This is a genomic window from Hymenobacter cheonanensis (assembly GCF_030581075.1).
In the GTDB taxonomy this organism is placed as follows: Bacteria; Bacteroidota; Bacteroidia; order Cytophagales; family Hymenobacteraceae; genus Hymenobacter.
In genome coordinates this window covers 54,093-71,716 of sequence record NZ_JAUQSW010000015.1, presented here as the reverse complement: position 1 = coordinate 71,716, position 17,624 = coordinate 54,093, and the positions used below count along the sequence as shown (strand labels likewise).

General features: G+C 63.4%; 13 protein-coding genes. 8 read left to right on the top strand and 5 right to left on the bottom strand.

Features of this window, described 5'->3' with window-relative positions:
* Nucleotides 1-11: 11 nt before the first annotated feature.
* From Q5H89_RS21875 to Q5H89_RS21860, 4 genes are all read left to right on the top strand, one after another.
* A complete protein-coding gene (locus Q5H89_RS21875) occupies nucleotides 12-2,696 on the top strand; it encodes a glycoside hydrolase family 3 C-terminal domain-containing protein (RefSeq protein ID WP_305021464.1) in 2,685 nt (894 codons plus the stop codon).
* A gap of 61 nt (nucleotides 2,697-2,757) precedes the next feature.
* Nucleotides 2,758-4,434, top strand: a complete 1,677-nt coding sequence (locus Q5H89_RS21870; protein ID WP_305021463.1) for a glycoside hydrolase family 43 protein — start codon at nucleotides 2,758-2,760, stop codon at nucleotides 4,432-4,434.
* Between the two features lie 32 nt (nucleotides 4,435-4,466).
* A complete protein-coding gene (locus tag Q5H89_RS21865) occupies nucleotides 4,467-5,810 on the top strand; it encodes a family 43 glycosylhydrolase (protein ID WP_305021462.1) in 1,344 nt (447 codons plus the stop codon).
* Between the two features lie 95 nt (nucleotides 5,811-5,905).
* The gene (locus tag Q5H89_RS21860; protein WP_305021461.1) at nucleotides 5,906-7,099 is read left to right on the top strand and encodes a lactonase family protein; all 1,194 of its coding nucleotides are present in this window, start codon (nucleotides 5,906-5,908) and stop codon (nucleotides 7,097-7,099) included.
* Nucleotides 7,100-7,219: 120 nt separating this feature from the next.
* On the opposite strand, the gene ligA is transcribed toward Q5H89_RS21860, so the two are convergent.
* Together ligA and Q5H89_RS21850 are read right to left on the bottom strand one after the other, a co-directional pair.
* A complete protein-coding gene (ligA, locus tag Q5H89_RS21855; protein ID WP_305021460.1) occupies nucleotides 7,220-9,229 on the bottom strand; it encodes an NAD-dependent DNA ligase LigA in 2,010 nt (669 codons plus the stop codon).
* A gap of 173 nt (nucleotides 9,230-9,402) precedes the next feature.
* A complete protein-coding gene (locus tag Q5H89_RS21850) occupies nucleotides 9,403-9,642 on the bottom strand; it encodes a hypothetical protein (RefSeq protein ID WP_305021459.1) in 240 nt (79 codons plus the stop codon).
* Between the two features lie 168 nt (nucleotides 9,643-9,810).
* Here Q5H89_RS21850 and Q5H89_RS21845 point away from each other — a divergent pair, with 168 nt between their 5' ends.
* The 3 genes from Q5H89_RS21845 (at nucleotide 9,811) to Q5H89_RS21835 (ending at nucleotide 11,168) form a co-directional block, all read left to right on the top strand.
* On the top strand, nucleotides 9,811-10,092 hold the full coding sequence (locus Q5H89_RS21845; protein WP_305021458.1) for a hypothetical protein: 282 nt from the start codon (nucleotides 9,811-9,813) through the stop codon (nucleotides 10,090-10,092).
* A complete protein-coding gene (locus tag Q5H89_RS21840; RefSeq protein ID WP_305021457.1) occupies nucleotides 10,064-10,432 on the top strand; it encodes a hypothetical protein in 369 nt (122 codons plus the stop codon). Before Q5H89_RS21845 ends, Q5H89_RS21840 begins: the two co-directional genes overlap by 29 nt.
* 61 nt (nucleotides 10,433-10,493) lie before the next feature.
* Nucleotides 10,494-11,168, top strand: a complete 675-nt coding sequence (locus Q5H89_RS21835) for a cytochrome c oxidase subunit 3 (RefSeq protein WP_305021456.1) — start codon at nucleotides 10,494-10,496, stop codon at nucleotides 11,166-11,168.
* Between the two features lie 439 nt (nucleotides 11,169-11,607).
* Here Q5H89_RS21835 and Q5H89_RS21830 read toward each other — a convergent pair whose 3' ends face one another.
* The gene (locus tag Q5H89_RS21830) at nucleotides 11,608-13,917 is read right to left on the bottom strand and encodes a T9SS type B sorting domain-containing protein (RefSeq protein ID WP_305021455.1); all 2,310 of its coding nucleotides are present in this window, start codon (nucleotides 13,915-13,917) and stop codon (nucleotides 11,608-11,610) included.
* Between the two features lie 173 nt (nucleotides 13,918-14,090).
* Between Q5H89_RS21830 and Q5H89_RS21825 the strand changes: the two genes are divergently transcribed.
* The gene (locus Q5H89_RS21825; RefSeq protein ID WP_305021454.1) at nucleotides 14,091-16,130 is read left to right on the top strand and encodes a M1 family aminopeptidase; all 2,040 of its coding nucleotides are present in this window, start codon (nucleotides 14,091-14,093) and stop codon (nucleotides 16,128-16,130) included.
* Nucleotides 16,131-16,134: 4 nt separating this feature from the next.
* On the opposite strand, the gene Q5H89_RS21820 is transcribed toward Q5H89_RS21825, so the two are convergent.
* Both Q5H89_RS21820 and Q5H89_RS21815 read right to left on the bottom strand, forming a co-directional pair.
* Entirely contained in the window at nucleotides 16,135-16,773 is a 639-nt protein-coding gene (locus tag Q5H89_RS21820) for a hypothetical protein (RefSeq protein WP_305021453.1), read from the bottom strand.
* A gap of 156 nt (nucleotides 16,774-16,929) precedes the next feature.
* A complete protein-coding gene (locus Q5H89_RS21815; RefSeq protein WP_305021452.1) occupies nucleotides 16,930-17,373 on the bottom strand; it encodes a DUF2147 domain-containing protein in 444 nt (147 codons plus the stop codon).
* Nucleotides 17,374-17,624 lie beyond the last annotated feature (251 nt).

Sequence of the window (17,624 nt, the reverse complement as noted above, 5' to 3'; positions counted from 1 at the left end):
CATCCCACCCTATGAAACTGACCAAGCCGCTACTCGGCCTGTTGCTGCTGGCCGCCCCGGGCGCCCAAAGGCTACTCGCTAGCCACCCAACACTTCTTGAAGCCAGCAAAGCCGCCGGCTATCCTTTCCAAAACCCCGACTTGCCCATCGACCAGCGGGTAGACGACCTGGTGGGCCGCCTGACGCTGCCCGAAAAGGTATCGCAGATGCTGAACAACTCGCCGGCTATCGACCGGCTGGGCATTCCGGCCTACAACTGGTGGAATGAGGCGCTGCACGGCGTGGCCCGCACCAGCCTGAAAACTACCGTGTTTCCGCAGGCTATTGGCATGGCGGCAACTTTCGACAAGGACGCCATGCTTGAGATGGCCACCATCACCTCCGACGAGGCGCGGGCGGTGCACCAGGAATTTGTGCGGCGTGGCGAGCGCGGTATTTACCAAGGCCTTACCTTCTGGACGCCCAACATCAACATCTTCCGCGACCCGCGGTGGGGCAGGGGCCAGGAAACGTACGGCGAAGACCCCTACCTGACCGGCCAGATGGGCTCGGCGCTGGTGAAAGGCTTCCAGGGCGACGACCCTAAGTATTTGAAAGTGACGGCTTGTGCCAAGCACTTTGCCGTGCACAGCGGCCCCGAGCAGCTGCGCCACGTATTCGACGCCAAAATCAGCGACTATGACCTGTGGGACACGTACTTGCCCGCCTTCCGCGACCTGATTGTGGATGCCAAGGTGGCCGGCGTCATGTGCGCCTACAACGCCTACGCCAGCCAGCCGTGCTGCGGCAGCGACATCCTGATGACCAACATCTTGTATAAGAAGTGGAAGTTCAAGGGCTACGTCACCTCCGACTGCGACGGCCTCAACGACTTCTGGCAGCACCACAAAACTGACCCCGACGCGGCCACGGCCGCCGCCGATGCCGTGCTGCACGGCACTGATATAGAGTGTGCTACGGGCAAGCTATTTACCTACAACTCACTGCTCGAATCGGTGCAAAAGAAGCTTATCACCGAGGAGCAACTCGACGTATCAGTGAAGCGGCTCTATAAAATCCGATTTCAGCTGGGCATGTTCGACCCCGTGGAGCGCGTGAAGTACGCCCAGATTCCGATGAGCGTGGTGGAGAGTGCGCCGCACCAGGCCCACGCCCTCAAGATGGCCCGCGAATCGGTGGTGCTGCTCAAGAACGAGCACAATACCCTACCCCTGCGTAAGGACCTGAAGAAAATTGCGGTGCTCGGCCCCAACGCCAACAACGAGAACGTGCAGCTCGGTAACTACAACGGCTTCCCGACCAACATCGTGACACCGCTCGAAGGCATTCGGGCCAAGGTAGGGCCGGGTACGGAAGTGGTGTACATTCAAGGTGTTGACTATGCCAGCAACACTGTGTATGAGCCGCTAAATATCAATAAGAACCTGAGCTACAATGGCCAGCGCGGCTTTCACGCTGAGTATTTCAAAGGCACCAACCTAGAGGGTCCTGCCGTAGCCACCCGCCAGGAGGATGGCCTTGACCGCTACCTCGCCAATGTGAAAATGGAGATTGCGCCTGGCCTGCCTTCCGAAAATATTTCGGCCCGCTACCTCACCACGTTCACCCCCGACAAGACCGAGGAGCTAGCCCTGCAAATCACCGGCGACGATGGCTACCGCTTGTTTGTGGACAACAAGCTGGTGGTAGATGGCTGGAACGGCCACGGCGTTTCGACCAACCAATACGTGCTCAACGTGACGGCTGGCCAGAAAATCGACCTCAAAATCGAGTATTTCCAGAACGTCAGCCGCAGCATTCTCAAGTTTACCGGCGCGCACGTGGTGCCCATGAACGCGGCCAATATCCTGGCCAAAGTGAAGGACGCCGACGCCATCATCTTCGTGGGCGGCATTTCGCCCAAGCTGGAAGGCGAGGAAATGAACGTGAAAGTGCCCGGCTTCAGCGGCGGCGACCGCACCAGCATTGCCCTGCCCACCGTGCAAACCGATTTGCTGAAGGTGCTGCACACCACGGGCAAGCCGGTGGTATTCGTGATGATGACCGGCAGCGCCATTGCTACCCCCTGGGAAGCGGCCAACCTGCCCGCTATCGTGAACAGCTGGTATGGCGGCCAGGCCGCCGGCACCGCGCTGGCCGACGTGCTATTTGGCGACTACAACCCTTCGGGCCGCTTGCCCGTGACGTTCTACAAGTCGGAAACCCAGCTGCCGGCCTTCGACAACTACAGCATGGAAGGCCGCACGTACCGCTATTTCAAGGGCGTGCCGCTCTATCCCTTTGGCCACGGCCTGAGCTATACTTCTTTCAAATACAGTAACTTAAAAGTGCTGTCGAAGCCACAAACCGGCCAGCCCATCACCGTCAGCGTGGAGGTGCAGAACACCGGCCAGCGCGCCGGCGACGAGGTAGTGCAGCTCTACGTGAAGCATCCCGGCGCGCAGAGCCGCGTAGCGCTCCATTCGCTGGAAGGTTTCCGGCGCATCGCGCTGCCCGTGGGGAAAAAAAAGACGGTGCAGTTCACCTTGTCGCCGCGCCAGTTGTCGCGGCTCACTGCGCAGGCGCAGCGGGTAGAGCAGGCCGGGAAAGTGCAGCTGTTTGTGGGCGGCGGGCAGCCGCTAGGGCCCGATGTGGCCGCCGGCCGCGTTCTGAAAACCGACCTGCTGCTGACCGGCGCGCGGGTGGCGCTCGACTAAGGCGCCGCACCAAGCGGCTGCATTCTCGCCGCATCCTTTCATCTTCTCTTTTCTGAGCATCATGCGAATAAAAAGACTTCTTTTCACCCTGGCCGCCCTCGGGTGGCCTGGCACAGCACTTTTTGCACAATCGATTGAGTTGGTTAATCCCATCTTAACCGGCTTTTACCCAGACCCTAGTATAGTGAAGGTAGGGCTTGATTATTACCTGGTTAACTCTACGTTTGCCTATTTCCCGGGTATTCCGGTGATGCACAGCCGCGACCTTAAGAACTGGCGGCAGGTGGGCAACGTCATCAGCCGTCCCTCGCAGATGAATTTCCTGGGCGACCGCATGACGCGCGGCTTGTTTGCGCCAGCCATTGAGTATCACAACGGTACGTACTACGTCACCTGCACGCTGATTGACCACAAGGGCAACTTTGTGGTGACGGCCAAAAACCCGGCCGGGCCGTGGAGCGACCCGGTATTTTTGCCCGAGGTTCGGGGCATCGACCCCTCGCTGTACTTTGAGGGCGACAAGGCCTACGTCATCTACAACAGCGACCCACCCGACAGCAAGCCGCTCTACGACGGCCACCGCTCCATCAAGATTATCGAGCTGAACCCCCAAACGCTGCAAACCGTGGGCGAGGCCAAAATCGTGGTGAATGGGGGGGTAGACCTCAGCAAAAAGCCCGTTTGGATAGAAGGGCCGCACCTGATGAAGCGGGGCGACTGGTACTACCTCTACGCGGCCGAGGGCGGCACGTCGGTAAACCATACGGAGGTTGTTTTTCGCAGCAAGGCGCCGCTGGGGCCGTTCGTGCCTTATGAGAAGAACCCCATCCTTTCGCAGCGCGAGTTGCCCCGCGACCGCAAAGACCCCATCACATCGGCGGGGCACGCGCAATTTGTGGAAGGGCCCGATGGCAAGACCTACGCCATTTTTCTGGCCGTGCGGCCCTACGAGGGCAACTTCTACAACACTGGCCGTGAGACGTTTATCGTGCCCGTGGTGTGGAAGGACGAGTGGCCGGTGATGGACCCCGGGCCTGGCGGCGTGCAGTATAGCTACCGGGCCAGCTACCCGGAGGTGAAGCAGCCCGGCGCCCGGCCTCAGAGCGGCAACTTCGGCTACACCATCACTTTTGAGAAGCAGCTTGACCCGGCTCTGCTGTTTCTGCGCACGGTCGATAGCAGCAGCTTTTCGCTAGGCAAGGCCAAGGGCCTCACCCTGAAGCTGAAGCCCGAAACGTGCGCCGAAACCGGCAACCCGGCATTCATTGGCAAGCGCCAGCAGCACCTGTACTGCACCACCGAAACAGAGCTGACATTTACGCCGCGAGGTGACGGTGAGCAGGCGGGCCTGGTGGTCTTTCAAGACGAAAAACACTTCTATTACCTCTGCAAATCGCTGGCGGGCGGCCAGCCTGTCCTCACCTTATACAAGAGCACCGACAAGCCGAAAATACTGGCCATGCTGGCCGAAACCCCGCTAAAATCGGCCACCGGCAAGGTACAACTGCGCATCGTGGCGGCGGGCGATACCTACAACTTTGCCTACTCGGAAAACGGTAAAACCTGGTCGACACTTAAGGATAAAGTGGACGCCCGTTTCCTGAGCACCCAAACGGCGGGCGGCTTCATTGGCTGCCTGTTTGGGGTGTACGCTACCTCGTCGGGCCAGCCCACGACCAACACGGCCTCTTTCAAGTATTTGACATACGCGGGCAACGACCCCGTGTATAGGCCCTAACAAGCACGGTGTACTTTCATCAGCTACCGCACATGCCTCGCACACTTTCTTGCTGGCTAGCCACCATAGCGGCATTGCTGCTGCATTCGGCCCACGCCCAGAACCCGTTCATTACCAATCAATTTACGGCCGACCCTTCGGCTAGGGTCTTCAACGGCCGGGTGTACGTGTACCCCTCGCACGACATTCCGTGCGGGCCGGGGCGCGGGCGCCTCGGGTGGTTTTGCATGGAGGACTACCACGTGTTTTCCTCCGCTAACCTAGCCGACTGGACCGACCACGGCGTGCTTGTAACCCAGAACAAGGTGCCTTGGGTGCAGCCCGACAGCTACAGCATGTGGGCGCCCGACTGCGTTTTTCGCAACGGCAAGTATTATTTCTACTTCCCCACTACCCCGAAAGACACCACCGGCGGCAAGGGCTTCCGCATTGGGGTGGCCGTGGCCGACCAGCCCACCGGCCCCTTCGTGCCCCAGCCGCTGCCCATCAAGGGCGTGCGGGGCATCGACCCCAACGTTTTTGTTGACAAGGACGGGCAGGCCTACCTCTACTGGTCGCAGGGCAATATCTACGGCGCCAAGCTGAAAGACAATATGCTGGAGCTGGCTGCTGAGCCCCAAACGCTGGGCCAGCTGCCCACGCAGGGACTGAAGGAAGGACCGTACCTGTTTGAGCGCCAGGGCACGTATTACCTGACTTACCCGCACGTGGCCAACAAGACCGAGCGCCTCGAATACGCCACCAGCTCTTCGCCGCTAGGGCCGTTCACGGTGCGGGGCGTTATTATGGATGAGTCGCCCACTGGGTGCTGGACCAATCACCACTCCATTATCGAGTTCAACCACCAGTGGTACCTGTTTTATCACCACAACGACTTGTCGCCGAAATTCGATAAAAACCGGTCAGTTCGGCTCGATAGCCTATTTTTTGAACCCAACGGCGTCATCCGGAAAGTGACCCCCACGTTGCGCGGGGTAGGGCTGACAGATGCCCGCCACAAAATTCAGCTGGACCGCTACAGCCGGCTCAGCCCCCAGGGCGCTACCATCGCCTTCCTGGATACGGCCCACACGTTTGGCGGTTGGAAAACTGTTTTTGCCGGCGGCTCCGGCTGGGTGCAGTACAACGGCGTGGTATTCGGCCCGCAAAAGCTCCATACGCTTACGCTCCGGGGCGCCTCGGCCGCCGGGGGTACGCTGCAGATTCGCCTCGACCACGCCCGGGGCCCGGTAGTGGCGGAGGTGGCCGTGCCGCCGGGCGGCGCCTGGCACGATGTGGTAGCGCCGCTAGGGGCCATCAGGCCCGGCACGCACGCGCTGTTTGTGTCGCCAAAAACCCCGGCGGCTGTAGCCGTAGATTGGGTTCGCTTTGAGTGAGCAAGTCGGCGGTAGTCGCCCGGGCCAAAGCGGTGAGGTGCTGCCAAACGCGGGCCGCGGCGACATCTTTGCACTTCTACTTCCCAATTTGCCCAATGCTTTATTCGCTTGTTTACGCCGCCGCTAGCCGGCGCATCTTTGCCGCCGGCCTGGCGGTGGCTGGGCTAGCCGGCTGCGCCCGCTCCGTGCCCACGGCCAGCAACCCCGATTATTTGGTGTACGTTGGTACGAATGTGGCTAGCCCACAAGAGAATACGATTTACCTCTACCACCTCAGCCCCACCACCGGCGAGCTGCTGCCGCTCGGGGCCATGAAGGGCGGCGCCCAGCCTACGTACCTGACGATGGACGCCGCGCACCGCCACCTCTATGCGGTGAGCGAAACCCAGACTTACCTCGGGCAGCCGGGCGGGGGCGTGAGCGCCTTGGCCATCGACCCGCGCACGGCTATGCTCACGATGCTCAATCAGCAGCCTTCTACCGGGGCCTCGCCGTGCTACATCAGCCTCGACGGCACGGGCAAGAATGCCTTGGTGGCCAACTATGTAGGCGGCAACGTAGCGCTGCTGCCCGTGCGCCCCGATGGCCAGCTAGCCCCGCCCGCCGCTACCGACCAGCACCAGCCGCCCACCGGCCCGCACAAAAACCAGGACAAGCCGCACGCCCACAGCTTTCTGCCCGCGCCCGATAACCGCTACGTATTCTCGGCCGACTTGGGCACCGATAAAGTATATGGCTATCAGCTCGATGCCGCTAGCGGCAAGCTGAGCCCACTGCCCGCGCCCGCCTTCACGGCCAAGCCGGGGGCGGGGCCGCGCCACCTCACGTTTCACCCCAACGGCCGCTGGGCTTACCTCGAAAACGAGCTGAACTCGACCGTAACGGCCCTGGCGTATGATGCCAAGGCCGGCACCTTCCAGGAAATTGAAACGCTGAGCACGCTGCCCGCCGGCTTCAGCGGCGACAACTCGGGTGCCGACGTGCACGTGAGCCCCGATGGCCGCACGCTCTACACCTCCAACCGGGGCGATAACAGCTTGGCGGTGTTCAGCATCGCGCCCGCCGATGGCCGCCTCACGCTGGTGCAGCACGTGAGCACCCAAGGCAAAACGCCCCGCAACTTCGCCCTCGACCCTAGCGGCCGGGTGCTGCTCGTGGCCAATCAAAATTCGGGCAATATCTTCACCTATGCCGTTGATAAGCAGACGGGTAAGCTCACGCCCACCGGCAAGTCGGTGAGCCTGCCTTCGCCGATGTTTGTGGAGGTCGTGCCCGATTTTACGAAGTAGTTACGGCTATAAATCGCCTGTCATTGCGAGCCTGCGAAGCAATCGCACCAGAACGAGTAGTTCGGGTGTCGTCCTGGTGCGATTGCTTCGCAGGCTCGCAATGACAGCTGGGTAAGGACATTACTCAGTCGGCAGCAGGGCTAGCAGTTCATTCTCCGAAATAATCGGCACCTTGAGCGTGGTCGCTTTTTCGCGCTTGGCGGGGCCCATGTTTTCGCCGGCCACCAGGTAGCTGAGCTTCTTGGAGATGGAGCCCGTGATTTTGCCGCCGTGCTGCTGAATGAGGTTTTGCAGCTGCTCGCGGCTGTAGTTTTCGAACACGCCCGAGAGCACGAAGGTGAGGCCGGCCAGGCGGTCGCTCACCGCCTTGGGTGGCTCGCCGCTCGCCTCCAGCTGCACACCGGCCGCTTGCAGGCGGGCAATAAGCTCCTGGTTTTCGGGCTGCTGGCTCCAGAGCGCCATCGAGTCGGCAATGACGCCGCCGACCTCGGGCACCTCGGCCATTTCGGGGGCCGAAGCCGCCATAATGGCCCCGATGGTGCGGTAGTGCTGGGCCAGTTTCTGGGCCACAGTCTCGCCCACGTAGCGAATGCCGAGGCCGAAAAGCACCCGCTCGAAGGGCACGGTTTTGCTTTTCTCGATGCCGGCGATGAGGTTGTCAATCGACTTCTCGCCCAGGCGCTCCAGGCCCACCAGCTCGGCGCGGCGCTGGGGCAGGTCGTAGATGTCGGCGGGTGTTTTAACTAGGCCCAGGTCGAAGAAGCGACCCACTGTTTCGGCGCCTAAGCCGTCGATATTCAGCGCTTTGCGCGATACATAATGCTCTAGCCGGGCCTTGAGCTGGGGCGGACAGCCGCGCTCATTGGGGCAGCGGAAGTGGGCCTCGCCCTCGGGACGCACCAGCGGCGTGCCGCAGGCCGGGCACTCGGTGGGAAAGCGCACGGGCACGGCCTCGGCGGGCCTGGCGGCCAGGTCTACGCCGGTGATTTTAGGGATGATTTCGCCGCCCTTCTCTACGAACACCAGGTCGCCCAGGCGCAGGTCGAGCAGCGCTATCTGGTTGGCGTTGTGCACGCTGGCGCGCTTGACGGTGGTGCCGGCCAGGGGCACCGGGTCGAGCAGCGCCACGGGCGTGACGGCCCCGGTGCGGCCCACGTTGTAGATAATCTCGCGGAGGCGCGTGCGGGCCGCGGCCGTGGGGTATTTGTAGGCGATGGCCCAGCGTGGGCTCTTGGCCGTGAGGCCTAGCTGGTCTTGCTGGCGCAGGTTATCGACCTTAATAACAATGCCATCGGTGTTCACGGGCAGCGTGAAGCGCTTCTGCTCCCACTCGTGGATGTAGTCTAGTACCTCCTGCAAATTGGCGCAGCGCCGCCAGGTGGGCGATACCGGCAGGCCCCAGGCCGTGGCGGCCTCCAGGCTTTCGCTGTGGCTGGCGAAGTGCCGGCCCGGCGTGAGCACCGAGTAGGCGTAGAAGCGCAGCCGCCGCGCCGCCACCTGGGCCGAGTCTTGCAGCTTGAGCGCGCCGCTGGCGGCATTGCGGGGGTTGGCCAGCAGGGCCTCGCCGTTTTGCTCGCGCTCCTGGTTGAGGTCGTTGAAGACCTGGTTGGGCATGAAGACCTCGCCGCGTACCTCGGCTTCGGCCGGGAAGGTGCCGTGCAGGTGCAGCGGCAGCGTGCGGATGGTGCGCACGTTGGCCGTTACCACGTCGCCGCGGGTGCCGTCGCCGCGCGTCACGCCCTGGTGCAGGTCGCCGTTTTCGTAGGCCAGGCTCATGGCCACGCCGTCTATTTTCTGCTCGCATACATACGCATACGGCGCGCCTTCGAGGCCCTTTTGTACGCGCTCGTCAAACTCGCGCAGGTCGTCTTCCGAGTACGTGTTGCCCAGGCTCAGCATGGGGTAGCGGTGCTGGGCGGTGGCAAACTGCTTGGTGATGGTGCCGCCCACGCGCTGGGTGGGCGAGTTGGGCCGGGCTAGCGTGGGGTGGTCCTTTTCGAGCTGGTTTAGCTCGGCCAGCAGGGCGTCAAACTCCTGGTCCGACACCTCCGAGATGTCGTGCTGGTAGTACTGGGTATTGAGGTGGTGCAGGCGCTGGGTCAGCTCCTGAATACGGGCTTGGTGGTCCATAGGGGCGGGGGAGAAGCAGCGCAATTAAACTTTTAGTAAGTAAAAAAAGAACGTCATGCAGAGCGCAGCGAAGCATCTCGCTCGAATCGTTGGATTGGTACTCCCAACGGTGCGAGCGATATGCTTCGCTGCGCTCTGCATGACGTTCTATAGAATAGCCGTGCGGTGAAAACCTAGGCGGCGGCCGAGAGCTGGTGGCCGGGCACTACGAAGTAGGTGCTGCCGCTTTTTTGCTGGGCATCGCGCTCGCCTTGCTCCTCGGTGCGGGCGGGCGGGGCGTTTTCCTCGCCTTGGTGGCCCTGGGCTTCCTTGGCGCCGGTCGGAATGATGGGCTCGGCCGGGGCCTGGGGCTTGAAGCGGGCAACAAGCAGGAAGAGGATGGTGGCGACGGCGAACCAGGCGAAGAATTTCATGGGCGTAGAGAAAACGGGCAAAACCAGATGTGGGGCAAAAATACACCGCTTCGGCCAACGGCAACCCTGGCCCGGCGGTTGCGTTTGGCCGTTGGGGGCCCGCTAGCTTGCTTTGCAGCGCCAAGCGGCAGCTGCCACGGTGCCTTTAACTTTTAAAATTTGCTTCCCATGCCTGACCAATCCGCTACTTCCTGGGCCGAAACGGCCGCCTCGCTGCTCACCAAGCTTTCGGGCGGCGTCGAGCTGAATTTGAACTTCGACCAGGTAGAGCTGCAGGTGCCCAACCAGGCCAACCCCGCCGGCGTGCCCGCCACCTGGAAGCTCAACGGCGCCCTGCGCATCCGCACCAAGGGGGAGGCCCCGGCACCTCCCGCCGTGCGCGTAGACCCGCCAGCGCCCAGCGGCCAGCCCCAGCCTCAGTTTGGCCAAGCCAACGCGCCGCGTGGCTAGGGCCCTGGAGGTAGAAGCCCAACTGGTGCTCACCTGGCCGGGCGGGCACGAAATTCAGCTGGCGGCCGCGGGCTCGTATCTCATTCTCAACGTGCCCAGCCAACAGGTGCTCGACCTGATTACGAGCGGGCCGCCGCAGCCACCGGGCACGCCCAAAAAGCCTAAGCAGCCCGGCCCCGACCCCCTGGAGCAGCTACACTGGCTGGCCCGCCGCCTGGGCCTGGTGCTCGACCTGCGCGTGGCCGGCAAAACCTACGTCACCTTTGGCCTGCCCGACCGCAACGGGCCCAAGATTACGCTGAATGCGGTGCTGGGGAAAATAGGCTCGTTTTTTAAGTGAGCGCCGCCCGCCGCGGCCGAACAAAAGACTCCTTTTTCGCCTTAGAGGAGGGAGTCTTTTTTTGCCTAATTTCGCTTTTGTGCAAGCCCCCCGCGACGACCGCAATACCCCGCTAGGCACTGGCCGCCGGCCGGCCGGCAGCTCGGCCTTCAGCCGCATCGAGCGCGTGCCGCCCCTGCTGATGCTGCTGTACCTGGCCATGCTGGGCATCACCATGCTGTTTGTAACGCTGGTGGCCCTGTACGTGGCCTCGCGGGCCCAAAGCGCGGTGCCGCGCGGGCTGCACGAGTTTCCGCGCTACTTTTCGCTGAGCACAGTGGTGCTGCTCGTGTCGTCGTACACGCTGGGGCAGGCGCCGCGCCTGTACCGCGCCGACGACCTGCCTGCCCTGGTGCGCTGCCTGGGCGCTACGCTGGTGCTGGGGTGCATTTTCAGCGGCTTGCAGGTGCAGGGCTGGCGCGAGCTGGTGCACCAGGGTGTGCTGTTCACGGGCGAGCGCAGCGGCACGTTTGTCTACGTTATTTCGGGGCTGCACGTGGCGCACATCGTGGGCGGGCTCGTCTTTATTCTGGCACAGCTGCTGCGCACGCTGCACGCCAGCCGCGACGCGGTGCGCACGCTCGTTTTCATCCGCAACCCCTACCACCTGCGCCAGCTGCGGGCGCTGCTCACCTACTGGCACTTCATCGACGTGCTGTGGCTAGGGCTGTTTGTGGTGTTTTTGCTCCTGTACTAAGGCGGCCCCGGCGGCCGGTGGCAGCCGCCGGGTTGAGGCTGCGGTAGCAGTTGGGCCGCCAGGGGCATTGGCTGAGGGCAGCCCCGGCTAGCTGCCGAAAAAGCGGAATAAGTTGGGGTCGGACGTTGCTGCTATCATACCCCATTTCCCGGCAGAAGTCCGAAAAAGCGGAATAAGTTGGGGTCGGACCCAAACCGATTGCCTAAAAAGCGAGATAAGTTGGGGTCGGACCCAAACCAGTTGCTTAAAAAGGGAAGCCAGCTGCCCGAAAAGAGGAGCAAGCTGGGGCCGGACCCCAACCGGCTGCCCGAAAAGGGGAGTGGGTTGCGCAAAAAGAGAAGCCAGCTGCCGAAAAAGGGGAGTGAGTTCGGGTCTGACCCCAACTCACTCCCCTTTTTTGGCAGCTGCTCAGGCTGGGCAGCCAGCACACCTGGCTGCCCTATTGCACCACCTCTACCCAGCCTTTGTAGCGGCGGCCGGTGGTGAAGGTGAGCAGGTAGTAGTAGGTGCCGGCCACGTTGTCGCCGCCCCAGCGGAAGGTGCGCTCGCCCGACTCGTACACCTGGCGGCCCCAGCGCGAAAATATTTTGATGCCCGCAAAGCGCGCGTCGCAAAAGTCGGGCGGCAGGCTGCTCATCGTGAACACGCGGTTGGCCTGGTTGGGGCTGGTGGGCAGAATGATGTTGGGCGGCAGGAAGGCCAGCGTGTCGGGGTCAACCACCGCAAAGCGCACGGTGCGCGTCTGGGGCTGGGCGCGGCAGGTAGCCTCCTGCAGTTGAAACACGACGGTGAGCGTTTGGGCCTTGCCTTGCAGCACGCTGGCCGCCTCGCAGCCCGGCAGCCACTCAAACGTGCCCTTGGCCTGCCCCGCCGGGCTAGCCACCGTGGTAAAGCGCATGCCCGCGCTGGCCAGCTCGAAGCCCTGCCCGGCGGCGCTCAGCGTCAGCACGTCGGCATCGGCGTCGAAGCCGGTAAGGGTGGCCACGTAGGGCTTGCCCAGCGGCAGCCGGATGAGCGGCGGCTCGGCCGGCGGGGCGCCGGCCGGCGGCAGCGTGGTGGTGAGCACCGGCGGCGTGTTGCTGTAATCGACAATAACCGGGATGCTGAGCGGGGCCGAGGTCAGCTTCTCGCCGCAGGGCGTAGTAGAGCTGGCCGTGAAAACCAGCTGCCGCACCTGGCCGGCCGGGTCGGTGAGGGCCCGGCAATCGACGGGCCAGGTAAAGCGGGCGCGGCGCGTGGTGCCGGTTTGGGCCTGCGGCACCAGCGTAGCCCCTAGCGCATCGGGCACAAAGCCACTGGGGCTGCCCGCCAGCGTAAATAAAATGGGGTCGCTGTCGGCATCCGTCGCTACGAGGTCGAAGGCCAGCGTCTGGCCCGGGCGCACGTGCAGCGGCAAGCTAGGGCCGGCGTTGCTGCTGAGAGTGGGCGCGGCATTGGGTGGCGGCGAGCCGATGAAGGCCACGTGCACGGTATCGTGCTTGGGCAGCGAGCAGCCATTATCAGCCACCAGCACGTCGAGATACCCCACCTTGCCCTTGGTATCGGTGCACTCCGAAAAGCAGAGCGAGGCCACCAGGGTATCGGGCAGGCCGGCCGCGTGCACGGTGCCGCTGGTGGCCGTGGTGAAGGTAGGCAGCGGCCCCGCGTAGCCAACGGGCCGCAGGCTTAGCGTGAGCTGCGCGCGCGCGTCGGGGTCGGTGAAGCGCAGGCGCACGCAGTGCGGGCCGCCGGGCACAATGCGCAGCGTGTCGCGGCCCGGCCGGTACACGGTGCTGCCGCTGGTGCCGGGCAGCAATTGCAGGCTAGGGGGCAGGTTTTTGGGGCAGGTAGTGACGTAAATCTGAAAGTCGCGCCGCGTTTCGCCAATTTTCTCACCCTTGCGAAACTCCGAGCAGCGTACCCCAAATACAAACAGGCCCTTGGCCGTGGGCCGCACCGAAAGCCGCCCCGTGCGAGCCCCGATACTCAGGGCCGGGGTGCCCGGAATCTGGCTGCTCACGCTGCGGCCCGCCGCCCAGCTAACTTCGGTGTAGGGCGCCGAAGTGGCCGCCGCCGGCTTGGGCTCCACGGGCGTGGAGTGGCCGTTGAGCGGCGTCACCATGTCGTAGACCAGCGAATCGCCGTCGGGGTCCTGGCCCCCAAAGTCGTAGGTGAATAATTCGCCCAGGCAGGCATAATCGCTCACCGGCGGAAATACGCGGGGCGTAGAGTCGCGAAATGCTTGCCCGCCCCGCGTCACGGCCGGAAACTCCAGGTAAAACGTTTGGGCCGCATTGGCCGGCGCGATAATGTTGCTGATGGTGATGTTGCGGCAGCAGCGCTCCACGGCCGCATAGTAGCCCTGGGTGCCATTGTAGGTGCCCGCCGGCAGCTCAATGGTGCTGCGATACACGATGGCCTTGGTGCTAAGCTCCCCAATAGTACAGGCCGGATTGGTATAGCTAACAAACGCGTTGCTGATGAGCGGCAGCACCACGTTGGCCATGCGGCGGTTGGTGGCCTTGTCGAAAATGCCGGCCGTGAGGTCACTGTCGAGCGCGCCGGGGCTGCCATTCACGGCGTCGAAGTACAGGTTGAGGGTCAGCTGGTAGGTGTCGCCGCGCAGGTATTGCAGGTCCATCTCGCCGCCTACAATGTGGGTGGCCCGCGCCGCCGGGGCACTTAGCAGCAGCCCTAGCAGCAGCAAGGCCCCCCCGGCCCGGCCGGCGCGGGTTGCCAGGGCTAAAAGCGCAGCGTATAGTCTTATCATACAGCAGAAGTTGGCAGGTAGCCTGGCGAAGAAAAAAGAAGGGCGGGGGCAAGCCGCGCCGTATCCCGAAGATAAGCCGCGGCGCCTAGTTGGCCCCTGCTATTTACCTTCGGCTATCTGCCCCGGCTATCTGCCCCGGCTAACGCCGGGCGCGCCCTTTCCCGTATTCGGTTATGTCTAAAAAACTACTTGCGTGGGTATTGCTGACTTTCCTGGCCGGGCGGTGGCCCGCCGCCGCGCTAGCCCAGGCGCCTCTTGCCAGCGCCGATGCCGCGCAGGCGTGCCGGCAGGCGCGCCTGGGGGCCGCCGCCCGCACGGCGGCCACGGCCGGGGTGCCGGTGCGCCACCGCCAGAAAATGGACCGCTACGACCTGAAATGGGTGAAGCTCGACCTGGCCCTCGAAAACAACTCGCGGGCGGTGGCCGGCTCGGCGCTGCTGCTGGTGCGGGTGGGCCCGCAGCCGCTCGATTCGCTGGCCTTCGAGCTGTATCAGGCGCCGGCCGGCGCCGCGCCCGGCACGGCCACGCTCACCATTGACTCGGTGGTGGCCGATGGCCGGCGCTCGCCGGGGGTGCTGCGGCAGGGGCAGGCGGCCACGGCGGCGCTGGCGCAGCCCGCGCCGGCGGGCGCGCTGCTGGCGGCGCGCATCTACTACCACGGCGCGGCGCCCACGGCGGGCACCGCGGCCATCGGCAATGCCTACAGTACGGCCACGCTGCCGGGCGGCAGCTACCAGGTAAGCTGGAGCCTGTCGGAGCCGTTTTCGGCCCACGAGTGGTTTCCCATCAAGCAGTCGCTCACCGACAAGGCCGACTCCTCGGCCGTATCCGTCACCACCACGCTGCCCAACAAGGTAGCCTCCAACGGCCTGCTGCGCCGCACGGTGCTGCTGCCCGCGGGCAAGGTGCGCTACGAGTGGAGCACCCGCCACCCCATCGATTACTACCTCATTTCGGTGGCCGTGGCGCCCTACGTCGAGTACACCACCCAGGCCAACCTGCCGGGCGCGCCCGCCATGCCGGTAGTCGGCTACCTCTACGACCAGGCGGCGCTCGATGCTAATAAGTACGCACTCAGCTTCTTGCCGAGTACCATCGAGTACTTTTCTAGCCTGGTGGGTACCTACTACTTTGCCGATGAGAAGTACGGGCTGGCCTTCGCGCCCATGGGCGGGGGCATGGAGCACCAGACCATGACCACCCAGAGCAGCCTGGGCACGGACTTAACCCTGACGGCCCACGAGCTGTTTCACCAGTGGTTTGGCGACAACGTGACCTGCGCCTCCTGGGAGGATATTTGGCTCAACGAGGGCTTTGCCTCCTACGGCGAATACCTGTATTTGCAACAGTACTACAACCCGCGCAGCTGGCTGAATGACGCCCACAGCTACGCCTCGCAAGACCCGCTAAGCTCCGTGCGCGTGCCCGACACTACCAGCGTCAGCCGGATTTTCAGCTACAGCCTGACCTATAAAAAGGGCGCCTCGGTGGTGCACATGCTGCGCTACCTCTGCCACGACGATGCCCGGTTTTTCCGCGCCCTGCGCACCTACCAGCAGCAGTTCAGCGGCCGCGCCGCCCGCACTGCCGATTTGCAGCGCGTGTTTGAGGCCGAGCTAGGGCAGCCGCTCGGCTATTTCTTCGACCAGTGGTACCGCGGCAATGGCTACCCGATGTTTAATGTGCGCTGGAACCAGTTGAACAGCTCGCTTTTCCTGCAGGTCAATGAAGTAACTTCGGCCGGCGCATCCCCGGCATTTTTCCGTACCGAAGTCGACTACAAGCTCACCTTTAAGGACGGCAGCACCCAGCTCGTGCGTTTCAACCAAACCCAGGCCAGCCAGGGCTTTAGCGTGCCGGTGGCCGGCACCGTTACGGGCATCGAAGTAGACCCCGATGCCTGGCTGCTGGCTTTCCCCAATACCGTGCAGCGCGATAATAGCCTGGTGCTGGCCACGCGGGCCGCCAGCGCCCCGGCGCTGACCCTGTTCCCCAATCCGGCGCGCGGCTACCTCACCATCAGCGGGCTAGCCCCGGCCGCCGCCACTACGGCCGAAGTATGCGACGCCACCGGCCGCGTGGTGCTGCGCCAGCCGCTGCCGGTAGCGCCCGCCCGGCTGAACACAGCCGCGCTGGCCCCCGGCCTGTATTTCCTGCGCCTGGCCGGCGCGCAGGGCGAAACCCTAGGCCAGGGCAAATTTGTGCAGCAGTAGGCGGCTAGCCCTCGTAGTACTCGGCAATGCGCTGCTCAATGGCCGCATCGGCCACCGGCTCGTCGAAAACCGTTTGCAGCAGCGCCTCAAACGACTGCGGCGGCGTAAAGTGCGCCTCGTGCACGGGGTTGGTGCTGAGGCGAATAAAGAGCGGCCGGTCGTTCACCACCACCAGGTCGAGGGTGATGAGGCCGTAGCGCTGGTTGCAGCGGCCGCTCTCGGTGCAGTCGGTGGGGTCGGGCTTGAAAAGCTGCTTTATCGTGTTTTCGCGCAGCTGCTCGTGGCGGCGCTGACGGCGGTCGTGGCAGGCGCGGTGGTAACCCAGGGCCCCAATGCGCTCGCCCAGCAACTGATAAAGGTGCTCGAAATTGCCCGGCCCAATGCTAGGGTCATAAAAAAACAACGCCCCCTGGCGGCCCTTCTCGTGCAGCAAATCTACGCGGTAGCCCCGCCGCCCGCCGGCCCCGCCCTTGCGCAGGTGGTAGGCCTTAAAGTAGGGCCCCAGCCAGTTGCGATACACGCGCTCCGCTACCCAGGCGGCGTGCCGCCGGGCCTGGGCGGGCGTGGGCGTGGCGGCGGGCTGCCAATCGGGGCCCGCGCCGCTGCGGCGCCGCTGAAAAAGCTGGTGGATGAAGTGAAGCACAGTAAAAAAGGCAACCTGAACGGGTGAAAAACACGGGCTCCGGCAAATAGTTTCGGGCGGCGCGGGGCGAGCGGCTCCGCCGCCCGGCAAAAAAACAGCGGCCCTTCCCGCAGGAAAGGCCGCTGCCGCCAGAAGCAGGCTAGTGCACGGGCGCACCTATTTTACCCGCGTCCAAGTCTGCGATTTGCCAATGAGCGAGAAGCCAATGTAGCCTTTGACTTCCATCGTATTGGCCGACTCCATCTTCATGTAGCACGAGTAGGTTTTGCCGCTTTCGGGGTCGTATATCTTGCCGTTGTCCCACTTGTTATCATCTTCATAATTAAAGCCTTGCATGAATACCAGGCCCAGGCGCGGGCGGGTGCGCAGCTTGGGGTCGGGGTTCTGGGTGTCGAGCTTGGGCTTGCCGGTGGCGGGGTCGTTGGGGATGGTCAGGCTCACGATTTTACCGCAGAGCTTATCGCCGCACTTATAGATTTCGAACGTCGCCTTTTTCTCGGCATTCGTCCAGATGCCCAGCGGCGAGAGGGTTTGGGCGTGGGCAGGCAGGCTAGCCGCCCCAAGCCACAGCGCCAGCAGAAAAAAGAGAGACTTGTACATTGTCAAAAAAGAGTGAAGAAGTAGTGAAGGGTGGATGAGACAGGAAAGCTACTGGAAAAAAGAGGAATAAACCAGGAGGTGCAAGTATGCGGCCAGTTTGGCGCGCCCCCGCCGGCCGGGCCCTGGCCGGCGGCGTTTGGCCGGCCGTGGGCGCCGGGCCCAGAAAGAGCGCCGACAAATCAAAATTAATATGCTTGACTTTCAGTCAACTGCCGTAAACGTCGTCCCCGGCCCCCTAAAATACTCGGGAA